Source organism: Streptomyces sp. CBMA123 (assembly GCF_014596465.1).
In the GTDB taxonomy this organism is placed as follows: Bacteria; Actinomycetota; Actinomycetes; order Streptomycetales; family Streptomycetaceae; genus Kitasatospora.
In genome coordinates this window covers 53,663-67,955 of the sequence record NZ_MECK01000068.1, presented here as the reverse complement: position 1 = coordinate 67,955, position 14,293 = coordinate 53,663, and the positions used below count along the sequence as shown (strand labels likewise).

At 73.0% G+C, this 14,293-nt stretch carries 15 protein-coding genes and 3 pseudogenes; 8 read left to right on the top strand and 10 right to left on the bottom strand.

All coding sequences use genetic code 11. The features are described from left to right. From BG452_RS10845 to cobU, 3 genes and pseudogenes are all read right to left on the bottom strand, one after another. Window positions 1-187: pseudogene (locus tag BG452_RS10845) on the bottom strand (adenosylcobinamide-GDP ribazoletransferase); the annotation flags it as partial. 234 nt (window positions 188-421) lie between these two features. Further along, window positions 422-1,534 (bottom strand): nicotinate-nucleotide--dimethylbenzimidazole phosphoribosyltransferase, encoded by a 1,113-nt coding sequence (locus BG452_RS10840; RefSeq protein ID WP_188304017.1) that lies wholly within the window; start codon window positions 1,532-1,534, stop codon window positions 422-424. 11 nt (window positions 1,535-1,545) lie between these two features. Beyond that, window positions 1,546-2,136 (bottom strand): annotated as a pseudogene (cobU, locus tag BG452_RS10835) (bifunctional adenosylcobinamide kinase/adenosylcobinamide-phosphate guanylyltransferase); the annotation flags it as partial. A gap of 87 nt (window positions 2,137-2,223) precedes the next feature. On the opposite strand from cobU, the gene BG452_RS10830 reads away from it, so the two are divergent. After that, entirely contained in the window at window positions 2,224-2,424 is a 201-nt protein-coding gene (locus BG452_RS10830) for a hypothetical protein (RefSeq protein ID WP_188304015.1), read from the top strand. 10 nt (window positions 2,425-2,434) lie between these two features. On the opposite strand, the gene BG452_RS10825 is transcribed toward BG452_RS10830, so the two are convergent. Beyond that, complete coding sequence (locus tag BG452_RS10825) at window positions 2,435-3,175, bottom strand: class I SAM-dependent methyltransferase (RefSeq protein WP_188304027.1); 741 nt, start codon at window positions 3,173-3,175, stop codon at window positions 2,435-2,437. Window positions 3,176-3,354: 179 nt separating this feature from the next. Next, entirely contained in the window at window positions 3,355-3,945 is a 591-nt protein-coding gene (locus tag BG452_RS10820) for a DUF3043 domain-containing protein (protein WP_188304014.1), read from the bottom strand. Between the two features lie 301 nt (window positions 3,946-4,246). Between BG452_RS10820 and BG452_RS10815 the strand changes: the two genes are divergently transcribed. After that, window positions 4,247-5,056, top strand: coding sequence for a PspA/IM30 family protein (locus tag BG452_RS10815; protein WP_188304013.1), 810 nt, complete (start codon window positions 4,247-4,249; stop codon window positions 5,054-5,056). Between the two features lie 34 nt (window positions 5,057-5,090). Continuing rightward, on the top strand, window positions 5,091-5,390 hold the full coding sequence (pspAA, locus tag BG452_RS10810) for a PspA-associated protein PspAA (RefSeq protein WP_188304012.1): 300 nt from the start codon (window positions 5,091-5,093) through the stop codon (window positions 5,388-5,390). Window positions 5,391-5,469: 79 nt separating this feature from the next. On the opposite strand, the gene nadA is transcribed toward pspAA, so the two are convergent. Continuing rightward, complete coding sequence (gene nadA / locus BG452_RS10805) at window positions 5,470-6,654, bottom strand: quinolinate synthase NadA (RefSeq protein WP_317620981.1); 1,185 nt, start codon at window positions 6,652-6,654, stop codon at window positions 5,470-5,472. A 188-nt stretch (window positions 6,655-6,842) separates the two neighbouring features. On the opposite strand from nadA, the gene BG452_RS10800 reads away from it, so the two are divergent. From BG452_RS10800 to BG452_RS10790, 3 genes are all read left to right on the top strand, one after another. Further along, the gene (locus tag BG452_RS10800) at window positions 6,843-7,766 is read left to right on the top strand and encodes an NADP-dependent oxidoreductase (RefSeq protein ID WP_188304011.1); all 924 of its coding nucleotides are present in this window, start codon (window positions 6,843-6,845) and stop codon (window positions 7,764-7,766) included. 162 nt (window positions 7,767-7,928) lie between these two features. Further along, window positions 7,929-8,393 (top strand): Lrp/AsnC family transcriptional regulator, encoded by a 465-nt coding sequence (locus BG452_RS10795; protein WP_188304010.1) that lies wholly within the window; start codon window positions 7,929-7,931, stop codon window positions 8,391-8,393. Window positions 8,394-8,577: 184 nt separating this feature from the next. After that, window positions 8,578-9,945: a pyridoxal phosphate-dependent decarboxylase family protein gene (locus BG452_RS10790; RefSeq protein WP_317620980.1), complete on the top strand. Its 1,368-nt coding sequence runs from the start codon at window positions 8,578-8,580 to the stop codon at window positions 9,943-9,945. Window positions 9,946-10,014: 69 nt separating this feature from the next. On the opposite strand, the gene BG452_RS10785 is transcribed toward BG452_RS10790, so the two are convergent. Beyond that, window positions 10,015-10,878: a GNAT family N-acetyltransferase gene (locus BG452_RS10785; RefSeq protein WP_188304009.1), complete on the bottom strand. Its 864-nt coding sequence runs from the start codon at window positions 10,876-10,878 to the stop codon at window positions 10,015-10,017. 245 nt (window positions 10,879-11,123) lie between these two features. On the opposite strand from BG452_RS10785, the gene erpA reads away from it, so the two are divergent. Then, the gene (gene erpA / locus BG452_RS10780) at window positions 11,124-11,477 is read left to right on the top strand and encodes an iron-sulfur cluster insertion protein ErpA (protein WP_049651846.1); all 354 of its coding nucleotides are present in this window, start codon (window positions 11,124-11,126) and stop codon (window positions 11,475-11,477) included. 82 nt (window positions 11,478-11,559) lie between these two features. On the opposite strand, the gene BG452_RS10775 is transcribed toward erpA, so the two are convergent. Further along, window positions 11,560-12,243 carry a hypothetical protein gene (locus tag BG452_RS10775; RefSeq protein ID WP_188304008.1) on the bottom strand — a complete coding sequence of 228 codons (684 nt, stop codon included), beginning with the start codon at window positions 12,241-12,243 and terminating at the stop codon, window positions 11,560-11,562. A 101-nt stretch (window positions 12,244-12,344) separates the two neighbouring features. Then, a complete protein-coding gene (locus BG452_RS10770) occupies window positions 12,345-12,554 on the bottom strand; it encodes a hypothetical protein (protein WP_188304007.1) in 210 nt (69 codons plus the stop codon). A 278-nt stretch (window positions 12,555-12,832) separates the two neighbouring features. Here BG452_RS10770 and BG452_RS10765 point away from each other — a divergent pair, with 278 nt between their 5' ends. Continuing rightward, a complete protein-coding gene (locus BG452_RS10765) occupies window positions 12,833-13,810 on the top strand; it encodes a carbohydrate kinase family protein (RefSeq protein WP_188304006.1) in 978 nt (325 codons plus the stop codon). A 10-nt stretch (window positions 13,811-13,820) separates the two neighbouring features. On the opposite strand, the pseudogene BG452_RS10760 reads toward BG452_RS10765, so the two are convergent. Continuing rightward, window positions 13,821-14,051 (bottom strand): annotated as a pseudogene (locus tag BG452_RS10760) (sulfurtransferase TusA family protein); the annotation flags it as partial. Window positions 14,052-14,293 lie beyond the last annotated feature (242 nt).

Sequence of the window (14,293 nt, the reverse complement as noted above, 5' to 3'; positions counted from 1 at the left end):
AGGCCACCACCGCGCCCGCCGCGGCGGCGATCCCGCCCAGCACCACCCCGACCACCGGCGCCGCCGTCATCGCCCGGCCCGCCGCCGCCCGGTCCCACCGCTCCACCCGCACCCGCAGCACGGACAGCGTCCCGAACGCGAACCGCAGCCCCTCGCCCCACGTCGCCCGCCCACCGTCGCCGGCCATCGCTCCCACTCCTCCACCCGCACCGAACCGCACTCACCCCGCACCCCGCGCTCGCCCGAAGCCCGAAGCCCGAAGCCCGAAGCCCGGAGAACCGGAGCCCCGCGCCCCGCCTCCCGACAAACAGAATCCCCGCGCCCCGAAAGGGGCGCGGGGAACCGCGCGGAGCGGAAGGCCACCGGCCGGAAGCCCGGTCGCCGACCGTCAGCTGTCAGAGCGTCCGGACTCCCGCCGCTGCTACAGCTTCCTGAGCAGATCCGCCGCCGACGGCAGCTTCGGCTGCTCCTTCGGCGCCGCCGGTACGAACGGCCTCGGCGCCTCGTCCGCGAGCGCGTCGCCGGCCGCCTGGAGCAGCGGCAGCGCGAGCACCGCGCCGACCCCCTCGCCCAGGGTGATGCCCTGGTCCTGCAGCGGCGTCAGGGTGAGCCGGTCGTAAGCCTTCGCCTGGGCCGGCTCACCGCTGGACTGCCCGGCCCGCCACCACTCCGGCGCCCGGAAGGCGATCCGCTGGGCGACCAGCGCGCAGGCCGAGGAGACCACGCCGTCCAGCACCACGGGCAGCCGGCGGACGGCGGCCTGCAGCAGGAAGCCGGTGATCGCCGCGAAGTCGGCCCCGCCGGTGGCGCCGAGCAGCGCCAGCTGGTCGCCGAGCACCGGCCGGGCGCGTCGCAGCGAGTCCCGGATGGTGGCGCACTTGACCATCCACACCCGGTCGTCGATGCCCGAGCCGCGCCCGCAGACCGCGGCCGCGTCCGTCCCGCACAGCGCGCCGACCAGGACGGCGGCCACCGTGGTGGAGCCGACCCCGAGGTCGCCGAGCAGTACCAGGTCGGTGCCGGAGTCGGCCTCCTCGTCGGCCACGGCCATGCCGGCCCGGAAGGCCCGGACGGTCTCCTCGGGGGTGAGCGCGTCCTCGACGTCGATCCGGCCGGAGCCGCGCCGGATCCGGTGGGCGACCACCTCGTCCGGGAAGTTCGCGGGGTCGGTGTCCACGCCGACGTCGACCACCCGCAGTTCGGCGCCGTAGCGGGCGGCCAGTCGGGCCACCGGGGCGCTGCCGTCGAGCACGGCCCGCACCCGGGCCGCGGTGCCGCCGTCGGCGGGCAGCCGGGAGACGCCGAGCGCGGCCACGCCGTGGTCGGCGGCGAACAGCAGCACCTTGGGCGCCGAGACCGGCCGCACCGGGGAGCGCCCCTGTACGGACGACAGCCAGCTGCCCAGCTCCTCCAGCTTGCCCAGGCCGCCACGCGGCCCGGCCTCCTGCCAGCGTTCCTCGGCGGCCCGGCGGGCGCTGTCGTCGGGGCGCTCGACGAGCGAGGAGAACGTATCGAGATCCACGGTCGTGTCCATCGTCCGGAAGGCTACACGCCGTGGGTGTGCGGGCTCGGCTTGACCGTCAGAACCTGTCCCGCGACCACCAGCAGGACCCGCTCCGAGGCGTCGGCGACGGCCATGTTGAGGCGGCCGAGGGTGTCGCGGAAGCGCCGCCCGGCGGCGGTGCCCGGGACGACGCCCATGCCGACCTCGTTGCTCACCGCGACGACCGTCCGCCGGGTGCCGGCCCAGGCCGCGGCCAGGGCCTCGCAGCGGCGCCGCACCGCGGCCTCGCCGCCGTCCGTCCAGGCCGCGTCGTCCCAGGCGTCGCACTCGTCCATCACGGCGGTCAGCCACAGCGCCAGACAGTCGATCAGCACCGGCGCCGGGTCCTCGGCGTCGGCCAGTACGGCCTCCAGCGCGCAGGTCTCGGCGGTGCGCCAGCTCGCCGGCCGGCGGTCCCGGTGCAGGGCGACCCGCTGGGCCCACTCGGCGTCGCCGTCCCGGGTGCCGCCGGTGGCCACGTACAGGACGTCCGGGCGGTCGGCGAGCAGCTGCTCGGCGCGGGTGGACTTGCCGGAGCGCGCGCCGCCGAGCAGCAGTGTGCGGGGGAGCGGGGGGTGGGTCGCCATGCCGCCCATCCTGCCCGACAGGCATACGGAAGATCGGGCCGGGCAGGCTATGGTGCGCAGCACACACGGCAGCGTCAGTGGGAGGAGCCGGGCATGGTCTGGACGTGGCGGTACGAGAAGGCGGACGGCAGCGCGGTGACGTCGAGCCTCGGCCAGGAGGAGTTCGCCGGCCAGGGCGATGCCGAGACCTGGATCGGGGAGAGCTGGAAGCAGCTCGCCGAGGAGGGCGTGGACACCGCGGTCCTCCTGGAGGACGGCACCAAGGTCTACGGGATGAGCCTGCACGAGGGCTGAGCCCCCGGGCTCACTTGGCACCGATCACGTGCAGCAGCGCCGCGACCTGCCGGTAGGGGTCGGTGCGGGCGGCCCGGTCCTCGGCTTCGAGCAGCTGGGCCAGCTGTCGCCCGTCCACCGGCGGGGTCGCGTCATCGGGCGCGTTGTCGGTGAAGACCCGGACGCCGTACCAGTGCCGCACCGGCACCGACACCTCGGAGAGGGTGACGCTCAGGTCGGCGAGCCGGTCGGCGCGGGCGGCCAGCCCGAGCCGGTTGTAGTACCGGTCGCTCTCGAAGGCGTGCAGGGCGGCCCGCCAGTCCCCGGCGGCGGCGGGTCGCAGCGCGAGCGCGTCGCGGTTGCGGACGAGCAGCGAGAGCAGCCCGCCGGGCGCGAGCAGCCGGGCCAGCGAGGCGATCATCGGGTCCGGGTCGGGCAGGTACATCAGGACGCCGTGGCAGAGCACCACGTCGAAGCTGCGCGGGCCGAACCAGCGCCCGCACTGGTGGCCGTCGCCGCTGAGCAGCTGTAGCCGGCCGCGCACCTCGGGCGCCTCCTCGGCGAGTGCTCCCTGGGCGACGCCGAGTGCGACCGGGTCGGAGTCGATCCCGGTGACGTAGTGGCCGGCCCGGGCCAGCCGCAGGGCCTGGGTGCCCTGTCCGCAGCCGATGTCCAGGACGCGCTGGGCGCTCCGGCCGGCCAGCTGTTCGGCGAGCTGCCGGGAGACGAGTTCCTGCCGGACGAAGTTGCGCAGCCCGCCGAGCCGGTCCAGCCAGGCGCCGGTGCCGCCGGCGAAGGAGCCGCTGCGGGAGGGCAGCCGACGCTCCTGGCCGAGCCGGTCGTGGCCGCCGTCGCCCTGGCCGGGGAGCGCGCCGCCCTGTCCGGGAAGGGCGTAGAGGCCGGGCCCCTCCCAGGACGGCGGGGCCCAGCCGGAGTCCACCGGTTCGGCGGTCAGGGCTTCTCCCCGCGCCGCACCTGCGGCTTGGGCAGGCGCAGCCGGCGCATCTGCAGGGTGCGCATGATGCCGTAGGCGACCACGCCACGGGTGTTCTGCCCGGCGAAGCGCTCGGCCAGCTGCTTGCGCAGGCCCAGGCCGAGGCGGACGAAGTCCAGCACGACGAGCACGAAGAACAGCAGGAACAGCAGCGTGGACAGCAGCTGCAGGGCGGGCACCTTGACGATGCTCAGCACCAGGATGACCACGGCGGCCGGCAGGAAGAACTCGGCCAGCGACCAGCGGGAGTCCACGTAGTCGCGGGCGAACTTGCGCACCGGGCCCTTGTCACGGGCGGGCAGGTGGCGCTCGTCGCCGTCGATCAGCGCCTGGCGCTGCTTCTCACGCTCGGTGCGCATCCGGTCGCGTGCCTGGCGGGAGGCCTCCTTGCGGTCCTTGGGCACCGTGACCCGGGTGCGCCGGTTGGCCTCGGCCTCGTTGCGCTTGGGGGTGGGGCGGCCCTTCTTGGCCTGCGGGTGGCGGGCTTGGGGCGTCTCGTCCTCGAGCACGGTGGCGGAGGCGGCATCATCTGAACGGCGTCGGAACACACCACCAGCGTACGGGGTGCGACGCCGCGACCAAGGGTCCCCTCGGACCCAAACGCATATCGATCCGTCCGGCCGCGATCCGACCCGGGGTGCCCGGCCCCTTCCCGTAGGGGATCAGTCGGATGGAGTATGGAGAGGATGAGAGGCGGATCCACCCGGGGGATGAGGATCTGCCCCTGGTCGCTGTAGCAGTCTTGTTGCAGGCAGGTGCACTGCGGCGAATGGCTCGCTGCACATACACTCGTCGTGTCTGGTAACGAGATTTAAGACCGCAGGCCGGAGAAGGGGGCACCCGAGGCCCATGAGCGACGGAATCATGAAGCGTATGGGGCTGATCTTCCGCTCCAAGGCGAACAAAGCCTTGGACCGGGCGGAAGATCCCCGTGAGACGCTCGACTACTCCTACCAGAAGCAGCTCGAACTGCTGCAGAAGGTACGGCGTGGCGTCGCGGACGTCGCGACCTCGCGCAAGCGCCTGGAACTCCAGCTGACCCAGCTCCAGCAGCAGTCCGCGAAGTACGAGGACCAGGGCCGCAAGGCGCTGTCCCTCGGCCGTGAGGACCTCGCGCGCGAGGCGCTGACCCGCAAGGCCAACATGCAGTCCCAGATCACCGATCTGGAGACGCAGTACCAGGCCCTGCAGGCCGAGGAGGAGAAGCTCACGCTCGCCTCCCAGCGCCTCCAGGCCAAGGTGGACGCCTTCCGTACCAAGAAGGAGACCATCAAGGCCACCTACACCGCGGCGCAGGCGCAGACCCGTATCGCCGAGTCCTTCTCCGGCATCTCGGAGGAGATGGGCGACGTCGGCCTGGCGATCCAGCGTGCCGAGGACAAGACCGCGCAGATGCAGGCCCGGGCCGGTGCGATCGACGAGTTGCTGGCCTCCGGCGCGCTCGACGACGCCAGCGGTCTCGGCCGCAAGGACGACATCGAGGCCGAGCTGGAGCGGGTGGCCGGCGGTTCCGACGTCGAGCTGGAGCTGGCCCGGATGAAGGCCGAGCTGTCCGGTGGCCCCGCCGCCGGTCCGGCCGCGATCGAGCAGGGCAAGCCGGCTCAGCAGCCGCAGGAGTCGCACCCGCAGGACACCCCGCGCATCAACTACAACAAGTGAGCTGAACGCACCCACGAACCAGGAGAAGCGCAGCATGATCATGAGGGTCATGGGTGAGGGGCAGTACGAGGTGGGCGAGGACCACCTGAACCTGCTCAACCAGCTCGACGACGAGTTGCTCACCGCGGTGGAGTCGGGCGACGAGGGCACCTTTCGCCAGGCCTACGGCAAGCTGCTGGACGCCGTGAAGCAGTACGGCAGCCGGTTGCCGGACGACTCCCTGGAGCCGTCCGAGCTGATCCTGCCGAGTGCCGAGGCGACCCTCGACGAGGTCCGGGCCCTGCTGCTGTCCGAGGGCGAGGGCGTCATCCCGGGGTTCCCCGAGTACGAGTAGCCGCGCGGCCGCTGCCAGACGAAAGGGCGGGCCCCCTCCGGTGGGAGGGGGCCCGCCCATCGCCGTCGTCGGCCCCGGGTTACGGCAGGGCCAGCATCCGGTCGAGCGCGGCCTTGGCGTACTTCTCGGTCTCCGGGTCGACGCTGATCACGTTCGGCACCCGGCCCTCGACCAGCGACTCCAGCGCCCAGACCAGGTGCGGCAGGTCGATCCGGTTCATGGTCGAGCAGAAGCAGACCGCGCGGTCCAGGAAGACGATCTCCTTGTCCGGGTGCGCCTTGGCCAGGCGGCGGACCAGGTTCAGCTCGGTGCCGATGGCCCACTTGGAGCCGGGCTCGGCGGCGTCCAGGGCCTTGATGATGTACTCGGTCGAGCCCACCATGTCGGCGGCGCTGACGACCTCGTGCTTGCACTCGGGGTGCACCAGGACGGTCACGCCGGGGATCCGCTCGCGGACGTCGTTCACCGAGTCGAGGCTGAACCGGCCGTGCACCGAGCAGTGGCCGCGCCAGAGGATCATCTTGGCGTCCCGCAGCTGCTCGGCGGTCAGGCCGCCGTTCGGCTTGTGCGGGTTGTACAGGACGCAGTCGTCCAGCGAGAGGCCCATGTCCCGCACCGCGGTGTTGCGGCCGAGGTGCTGGTCGGGCAGGAAGAGCACCTTCTGGCCCTGCTCGAAGGCCCACTCCAGGGCGCGCTGGGCGTTGGAGGAGGTGCAGATGGTGCCGCCGTGCTTGCCGGTGAAGGCCTTGATGTCGGCGGAGGAGTTCATGTACGAGACCGGGACGGTGACGTCGGCTATGCCGGCGTCGGTCAGCACGTCCCAGCACTCGGTGACCTGCTCGGCGGTGGCCATGTCGGCCATCGAGCAGCCGGCCGCGAGGTCCGGCAGCACGACCTGCTGCCGGTCCCCGGTGAGGATGTCCGCGGACTCGGCCATGAAGTGCACGCCGCAGAAGACGATGTACTCGGCCTCGGGGCGGGCCGCGGCGTCGCGGGCGAGCTTGAAGGAGTCGCCGGTGACGTCGGCGAACTCGATGACCTCGTCGCGCTGGTAGTGGTGGCCGAGGATGAAGACGCGGTCGCCGAGTGCGGCCTTGGCCGCCCGGGCGCGCTCGACGAGGTCCGGGTCGGAGGCCGGCGGGAGGTCACCGGGGCACTCGACGCCGCGCTCGCTGTTCGGGTCGGCCTCCCGGCCGAGCAGCAGCAGAGCGAGCGGTGTCGGAGTGGGGTCGACGCCGTAGGTCTCGGTGATGGTGGTGGTCACGGGCGGGTGCCCTTCTGTGCGGCCGAACGTGCGGGGCCTTTTCGTCTATCTGACACTATCTATTCTAACCGGTTAGCGTCAGAGTGACGATGGCCATCCTGTCGATGTGACGAGAACCGCTCGGCGGAAAGGATGCTTCCGGCCGTGGCCGAATCGATACTTCGAAGCCTCCGGGTATGGCTGAGCCCATGAAGGCAATCGCGATCAACCGCTACGGCGGCCCCGAGGTGGTCGAGTACACCGACCTGCCCGATCCCAAGGTCGGGCCCGACTCCGTGCTGGTGCAGGTCCGGGCGGCCGGGGTGAACCCGGTGGACTGGAAGGTCCGGGACGGCGCCCTGGACGGCCTGCTGGACGCGCACTTCCCCCTGGTCATGGGCTGGGACGTGGCGGGCGTGGTCCGTGCGGTCGGCGGCGGGGTGACGGAGTTCGCCCCCGGCGACGAGGTGTACGGCTGCGTCCGCAAGGACGCCGTCGAACACGGCACGTACGCCGAACTGGTCTCCGCCCCGGTCCGCACCCTGGCCCGCCGGCCCGCCGCGCTGGACTGGGCGCAGTCCGGCGGCCTGCCGCTGGCCGGGCTCACCGCGCTGCAGGCCCTGAACGCGCTGCGGCTCGCCGCGGGGGAGACCGTGCTGGTGCACGCCGCCGCCGGCGGGGTCGGCCACCTGGCCGTCCAGCTCGCCCGGGCCCGCGGCGCCCGGGTGATCGGCACCGCGGGCGAGCGCAACCACGACTACCTGCGCGGCCTCGGCGCCGAACCGGTCACCTACGGCGAGGGCCTGGCCGAGCGGGTGCGCGAACTCGCCCCGGACGGCGTGGACGCCGCCCTCGACCTGGTCGGCCAGGGCGCCGTCCAGATCTCGGCGGGCCTGGTGGCCGACCCGGCCCGGATCGCCTCGATCACCGACTTCGGGGTCAAGGCCCTCGGCGGCCACTACGTCTGGGTCCGCCCGGACGCGTCGGGCCTCGCGGAGCTCGCCGCGCTCGCCGATGACGGCCGGCTCACCGTCACCGTCGCCTCGACCTTCCCGTTGGCCCAGGCGGCCTCCGCCCAGGCCCTCAGCGCCGAGGGCCGCACCCGGGGGAAGATCGTGCTGCTCGTGGACTGATGGCCGCCCGCCGGTCATCCGTCGGCGGTGGACTCGTTCAGGTCATCCGCCAGAATGGGTGGCGAACCGTTTCGGCAGTGGTGGCAGCGGCCGCGACAGCGCTGCCCCACCGCCCGGAACGCCCCCTCACCCCCACCGCACGACCCGTGGAGCCCCGCACCGATGACCAGCAGCCGAGCACATGAGGTGATCGGGGCGGACCTGGACGAGACCGACCGGCAGCTCCTCGCCCGCCTCGGCAGCGACGGCCGTGCCTCCTACGCCGAGATCGGTCTCCAGGTGAACCTCTCCGCCACCGCCGTGCGCCGCCGGATCGACCGGCTCCGGGCACGCGGCGTGGTGCGGGGCTTCACCGTGGTGCTCGACCCCGCCGTGCTCGGCTGGCAGACCGAGGCCTTCGTCGAGGTCTACTGCCGCGAACGCACCGCCCCCGAGGAGATCCTCGCCAGCCTGCGCCAGTTCCCCGAGGTGGTCGCGGCCTGGACGGTCACCGGGGATCCGGACGCCCTGGTGCACCTGCGGGCCGGCGACATGCGCCACCTGGAGGCCGTCATCGAGCGCATCCGGCGTGAGCCCGGCGTCCAGCGCAGCCGCTCCTCGGTGGTCCTCTCCCAGCTGATCGGCTGAGCCCGCGGCGGGTACGCAGGAATCCTGCGCGGACCCGTGCGAAGACGCCCGAAACCTGCCTGACCAGCCGCGTTCCGACGCGCGGCGAAGCACCCCCGCTGCCTACGCTGATCACGTCCGGTCACTGCGGTGAGGCGTCCCGCCGACCGGATCCCCCCGACCCCCACAGCCGAGAGGGACAGCCGTGTCCGCAGCACCCGACCGCATGCACCGGCCCGACAACGAACTGGTCGACCTGGTTTTCGACTACATGCGGGAGCGGCTGCAGTACGACCCCGTCCCGCTCGACCACCCCGGTGACGGCGAGCACCTGCGCGCCCAGCTGGCCGGCCTGCTCAACCAGGACGGCAACAACGCGGCCGACGTGCTCAAGCTGTACGACCACGAGCTGTCCCGCGCGGTCATCTCCGCCGACAGCCCCCGCTACCTGTCCTTCATCCCGTGCGCCCCGACCAAGGCCGCGCTGCTGTTCGACATGGTCGTCTCCTGCGCCTCGCTGCAGGGCATCTCCTGGCTGGAGGCGGCCGGCGCCATCGCCGCCGAGAACCAGGTGCTGCGGCTGATCGCCGACCTGGCCGGGTTGCCCGCCTCGGCCGGCGGCTGCTTCGTCTCCGGCGGCTCGGCGGGCAACCTGTCCGCCCTGGTGGTCGCCCGCGACACCGCGCGCCGCAAGCTCGGCGTCGGCCCGGAGGCCCGGCTGCGGATAGCCGTCGCCGACCAGGTGCACTCCTCGGTCAAGAACACCTTCAACATCATCGGCGTCGAGGCCTTCAAGGTCCCGACCGTGAACCGTCGGTTCACCGGTGAGGCGCTGCGCGCCGCCCTGGCCGCCGACCCCCACCCGGAGACGGTGATCGCCGTCGTCGGCACCGCCGGCACCACCAACGAGGGCATCATCGACGACCTGGCCGGCCTGGCCGAGGTCGCCCGCGAGCACGACCTGTGGTTCCACGTGGACGGCGCCTACGGCGGCGCGGGCCTGTTCGCCCCCTCGGTGCGCGAGCGCTACAACGGCATCGAGCACGCCGACTCCTTCGTGGTCGACCCGCACAAGTGGCTGTTCGCCCCCTTCGACAGCGCCGCGCTGATCTACCGCAACCCGCAGCTCGCCCGCGCCGTGCACACCCAGGACGCCTCCTACCTGGACGTCCTGCACACCGAGGGCGACGAGTGGAACCCCACCGACTACGCCTACCACCTGACCCGGCGCGCCCGCGGCCTGCCGCTCTGGTTCTCGCTGGCCGTCCACGGCGTCCAGGCCTACACCGACGCCGTCGAGACCGGCCTCCAGCTGGCCCGGGACACCGCCCAGCTGATCCGCGACACCGAGCACCTGGAGCTGCTGTTCGACCCGCAGCTCTCCGCCGTCTGCTTCAAGCGCACCGGCTGGACCAACGACGACTACTACCGCTGGTCGCAGCAGCTGCTCGCGGACCAGATCGGCTTCGTGACCCCGACCGGCTGGGACGGCGAGACGGTCGCCCGCTTCGCCTTCCTGCACCCGGGCACGACCATGGAGATGGTCAGGGAGATCCTGGACACCATGGCCTGATCGAGGCCCCGCCGTCCGTTCGTACGGCCCCACCGGCCCGCCCGGTGGGGCCGTCCGCACGTCCAGGCCCTAGAGGAACGCCCCGCTCGGCAGGTACGGGGTCGGCGGCCGCATCCCGCGCACCCCGACGAAGCCGCCGGTCTCCGGCGTCAGCCCGACCTCCAGGCCGACGTCCAGCGCCCACTCCTGCTCGGCGGTCAGGTACTCCACCCGGGCCTCGACCCCGTCCGGCACCCGGGCCAGCGCCTCGCGCAGCAGCCGGGCCGCGATCCGCTTGCTGGTGGCCGCCAGTAGCCGCACCACGCCGCCGTCCCGGTAGCAGTAGCCGCTGCCGGCCAGCGCGTCGGCGACCAGCAGCTCCTCGAAGTGCCCGAGCATCAGCTCGTGGTCCGGGCCGTGCGCGGACCCGCGCAGCCGGCGGTCCACCGAGTCCAGCAGGTGCAGGTGGGTGAGGTTGCCGCGGTGCACCGGTATGTCGCCCGGGTCGATCAGCCCCTCCCGGTCCACCCGCCCGGTCAGCCGCATCGCGGGGTGCAGGGTGAACCCGGCCAGCCGGTAGCGGCGGGCCGCCGCCGGGGAGCCGGAGACGCAGACCATGCCGCGCAGGCAGCCCCCGGCGTGCGCCAGGGCCCGTTCGAACAGCAGCCGCCCCACCCCCTGGTCCCGCGCGGACGGCCGGACCGCGAACAGCGAGGGCATCCACAGTCCTTCGCGGCGCATCGACAGCACCACCCCGACCGCCTGCCCGCCGGCCTCCGCCACCCAGCAGCCCCCGGCATCGGTGCGCGCCAGGTGCCTGGTCCGGGCCAGCTGCAGCGGCGTCGGTCCGGGCGCCCGCGCGGGGTCGTCCGACAGGTCGGCGAATGCGGCGAGGGACAGTTCCTGGACGACCTCCGCGTCCGCTGCGGTGTCCCTGACCTGGCGAAGGATCATGCCGCCCATCCTGGCGTCCGCGGGGCGGCCGTGGGGCCCGTTCACCCGGATCCATGACGCGGGCGGTGCCCCGTCCTCCCCGGTTGTGCGAGCATGGGGAGCGTAGAGGCCTGGGTGACCCACCCGGCCCACGGAAAACCAGCCGTCGAACTGACCGCAGAAATCCACCGCCGTCCGGGAAATGAAACCGGGCAGTCGTTGGTTGGCACTGGCGGCAGACCGTCGTCAAGACCGGGAGAAAGCAGATGACCGTCCAGGACGAGACCACCGTCGAGAGTGGCATCCTCCTTACCGATGCCGCCGCGGCCAAGGTCAAGGCCCTGCTGGAGCAGGAAGGCCGCGAGGACCTCGCGCTGCGCGTCGCCGTCCAGCCCGGTGGCTGCTCCGGCCTGCGTTACCAGCTGTTCTTCGACGAGCGCTCGCTCGACGGCGACGTGATCAAGGACTTCGACGGCGTCAAGGTCGTCACCGACCGCATGAGCGCCCCGTACCTGGGTGGCGCCACCGTCGACTTCGTCGACACCATCGAGAAGCAGGGCTTCACGATCGACAACCCGAACGCCACCGGCTCCTGCGCCTGCGGCGACTCCTTCAGCTAAGCCTGAAGCGGGCCTCGAACGCCGAGGCGGCCCAGGGGAACCTTCCCCCGGGCCGCCTTTCGCGTTCCAGCGCCCTGCCGGGTTACCGCGCCGGGCCGTCCGGAGTCACCGGGTCGGGGCCCATGTGCGAGTCGCCCTCCAGCGGCACGTCCTGGTTGCTCGACTTGTCGACCACCGTCCGCCCGGCCAGCGGCGAGCGCAGGTCGACGGAGACGGACTGCCGCTTGGCCAGCGCGGTGCAGACCTGTCCCGGCTGGACGGCTGGCGGGCCCGGCACGACCTGGACGCCGACCTGGCCCTGCTGGGACTCGTCCGCCTTCAGCGCGTACTTGGTGCAGACCCCGCCGAAGAAGTAGACGGTCAGTGTGTTGCCGCCGTCCACCCGGTAGCCGATCGGCGGTCGCGCCCCGGGGTTGGGCTTGCCGGTACCGGCCGGGTCGGGCTCGCCGGGGGCGATCCCGTTGGCCGGGGGAGTGGCCGCTCCCGACGGCCGCCCGGGGGCGGGCTCGGCCGGGGTCGGGGACCAGCCGGGCGGCGGGCCGCTCGTGGTGGCCCCCGCGGACGGCGAGCCGGAGTCCGCCGGGACCTGCGGGGAGCCGCTCGCCGAGGGCGAGGCGCTCGCGGCGGCCGACGCGGTGCTCTTGGCCGAATCCCCGGAGCCCTTGCCGTCGCCGTTGCAGCCGGCCAGGGTCACCACCGCCGCCAGCGCGGCCACCGCCAGGGCCACCGTCCGCCGACCGCGCTGGGGCATCGTCTCCAGATCCATCTGCACATCCTCCCGAGGGCTCAGCGGCGCCGCCTCCTCGGCTGCTCCGCGCGGATGTGACGTGCCCCGGTCGGATCCGGTTCCGCTTCGGCCCGGGCGGATCACATGCCGTACTCGGCCATCCCGGCGACCAGTCGCTGGGCCCCGGACGGGACCCGTACGCCGACGGACGCGGGGGCGGCCGGCTCCGGACCGGCCGTCACCTGCGGCCAGAACCGGCGCAGCCGACGGGAGGAGCTGACCAGCGCGTCGAGGGTCTCGCCGTCCGCGTCGGACCGGAGGGCGGGCAGCGGGGAGTGGTTGGGCATCATCGGGCATCGCTCCGATCCAGGCCGTGGCCGCACCGCCACGGTCGACGACGGGCCCCGTCACGTCCGACAGGGTTCCCGTTGCCGACCCTAGGCGCGGCTCCGTGGGCCCACCAGTGCTACCCGGAGGTAGTACACGTCCGAGGGCTTCGGGTGCCACCATGGCCGGGAGGGCCGGGCGGCAGCTTGCGGGACGCATGCCGGCTCGCCGCCCCCGCACCGGTACCGTTAGTGGGTTCATCCGCCCCCGCTGGCCCTGTTGCCATCCTGAGGAGACCTCCGTGCGTATCGCCGTCGCCGGCTCGATCGCCACCGACCACCTGATGACGTTCCCCGGTCGGTTCGCCGACCAGCTCGTCGCCGAGCAGCTGCACACCGTGTCGCTGTCGTTCCTGGTCGACGCCCTGGACATCCGCCGCGGCGGGGTCGCGCCGAACATCACGTTCGGCATGGGTGTGCTCGGGCTCCGACCGATCCTGGTCGGCGCCGCCGGCGCGGACTTCACCGAGTACCGCAGCTGGCTGGAGCGCAACAACGTGGACTGCGACTCCGTCCACATCTCCGAGACCCGGCACACCGCCCGCTTCATGTGCACCACGGACGAGGACCACAACCAGATCGCCTCGTTCTACACCGGTGCCATGGCCGAGGCCCGCAACATCGAGCTCAAGCCGATCGCCGACCGCGTCGGCGGCCTCGACCTCGTCCTGATCGGCGCCGACGACCCGCAGGGCATGGTGCGCCACACCCAGGAGTGCCGCACCCGCGGTTACGCCTTCGCCGCCGACCCCTCCCAGCAGCTGGCCCGCCTGGAAGGCGAGGACATCCGCGAGCTGGTGGACGGCGCCGCCTACCTCTTCACCAACGAGTACGAGGCCGCGCTGATCGAGACCAAGACCGGCTGGGGCGGCGAGGAGCTGCTCACCCGGGTCGGCACCCGGGTCACCACCCTGGGCAGCAAGGGCGTCCGGATCGAGCGCAAGGGCGAGGCCCCGATCCTGGTCGGCTGCCCGGTGGAGGACGCCAAGGTCGACCCGACCGGCGTCGGCGACGCCTTCCGGGCCGGCTTCCTGGCCGGCCTGTCCTGGGGGCTCGAACTGGAGCGCAGTGCCCAGCTCGGCTGCATGCTCGCCACCCTGGTGATCGAGACCGTCGGCACCCAGGAGTACGAGCTGCGCCCGGTCGCCTTCCTGAAGCGCTTCGAGGACGCCTACGGCGCCGAGGCCGCCGCGGAGATCCGCGCGAACCTGGTCAAGTAGCCCGCCCCGGTCAGGAGCGGCGCACCACCAGGTAGGCCGAGCCCCGGTCACCGCCGTAGTCGGCGGCCGGGGCCTCGCCCGCGTACTCCTGTCCGCGCATCCCGCACCAGGCCGGGATGTCCAGCCGGGCGGCTTCGTCGTCCGCGAGGACGGCGACCGTGCCGCCCACCGGCACCTCGCCGATCCGCTTCGCCAGCTCGATCACCGGCAGCGGGCAGCGCTTGCCGAGGGCGTCGATCACTGTGACTCGCCCGCTCGCCTCCGGGCGCTCGGACCCGGCGCCGACGCTCTTCGCTCCGGCACTCCCTCCTGCGTCGGTCGCTGGTCGCTCATCACTTTCGGCACCGGCGCGCCCTTCGGCTCGGGGCGCCACTCGCCCGCTCGCCTCCGGGCGCTCGGACCCGGCGCCGACGCTCTTCGCTCCGGCACTCCCTCCTGCGTCGGTCGCTGGTCGCTCATCACTTTCGGCACCGGCGCGCCCTT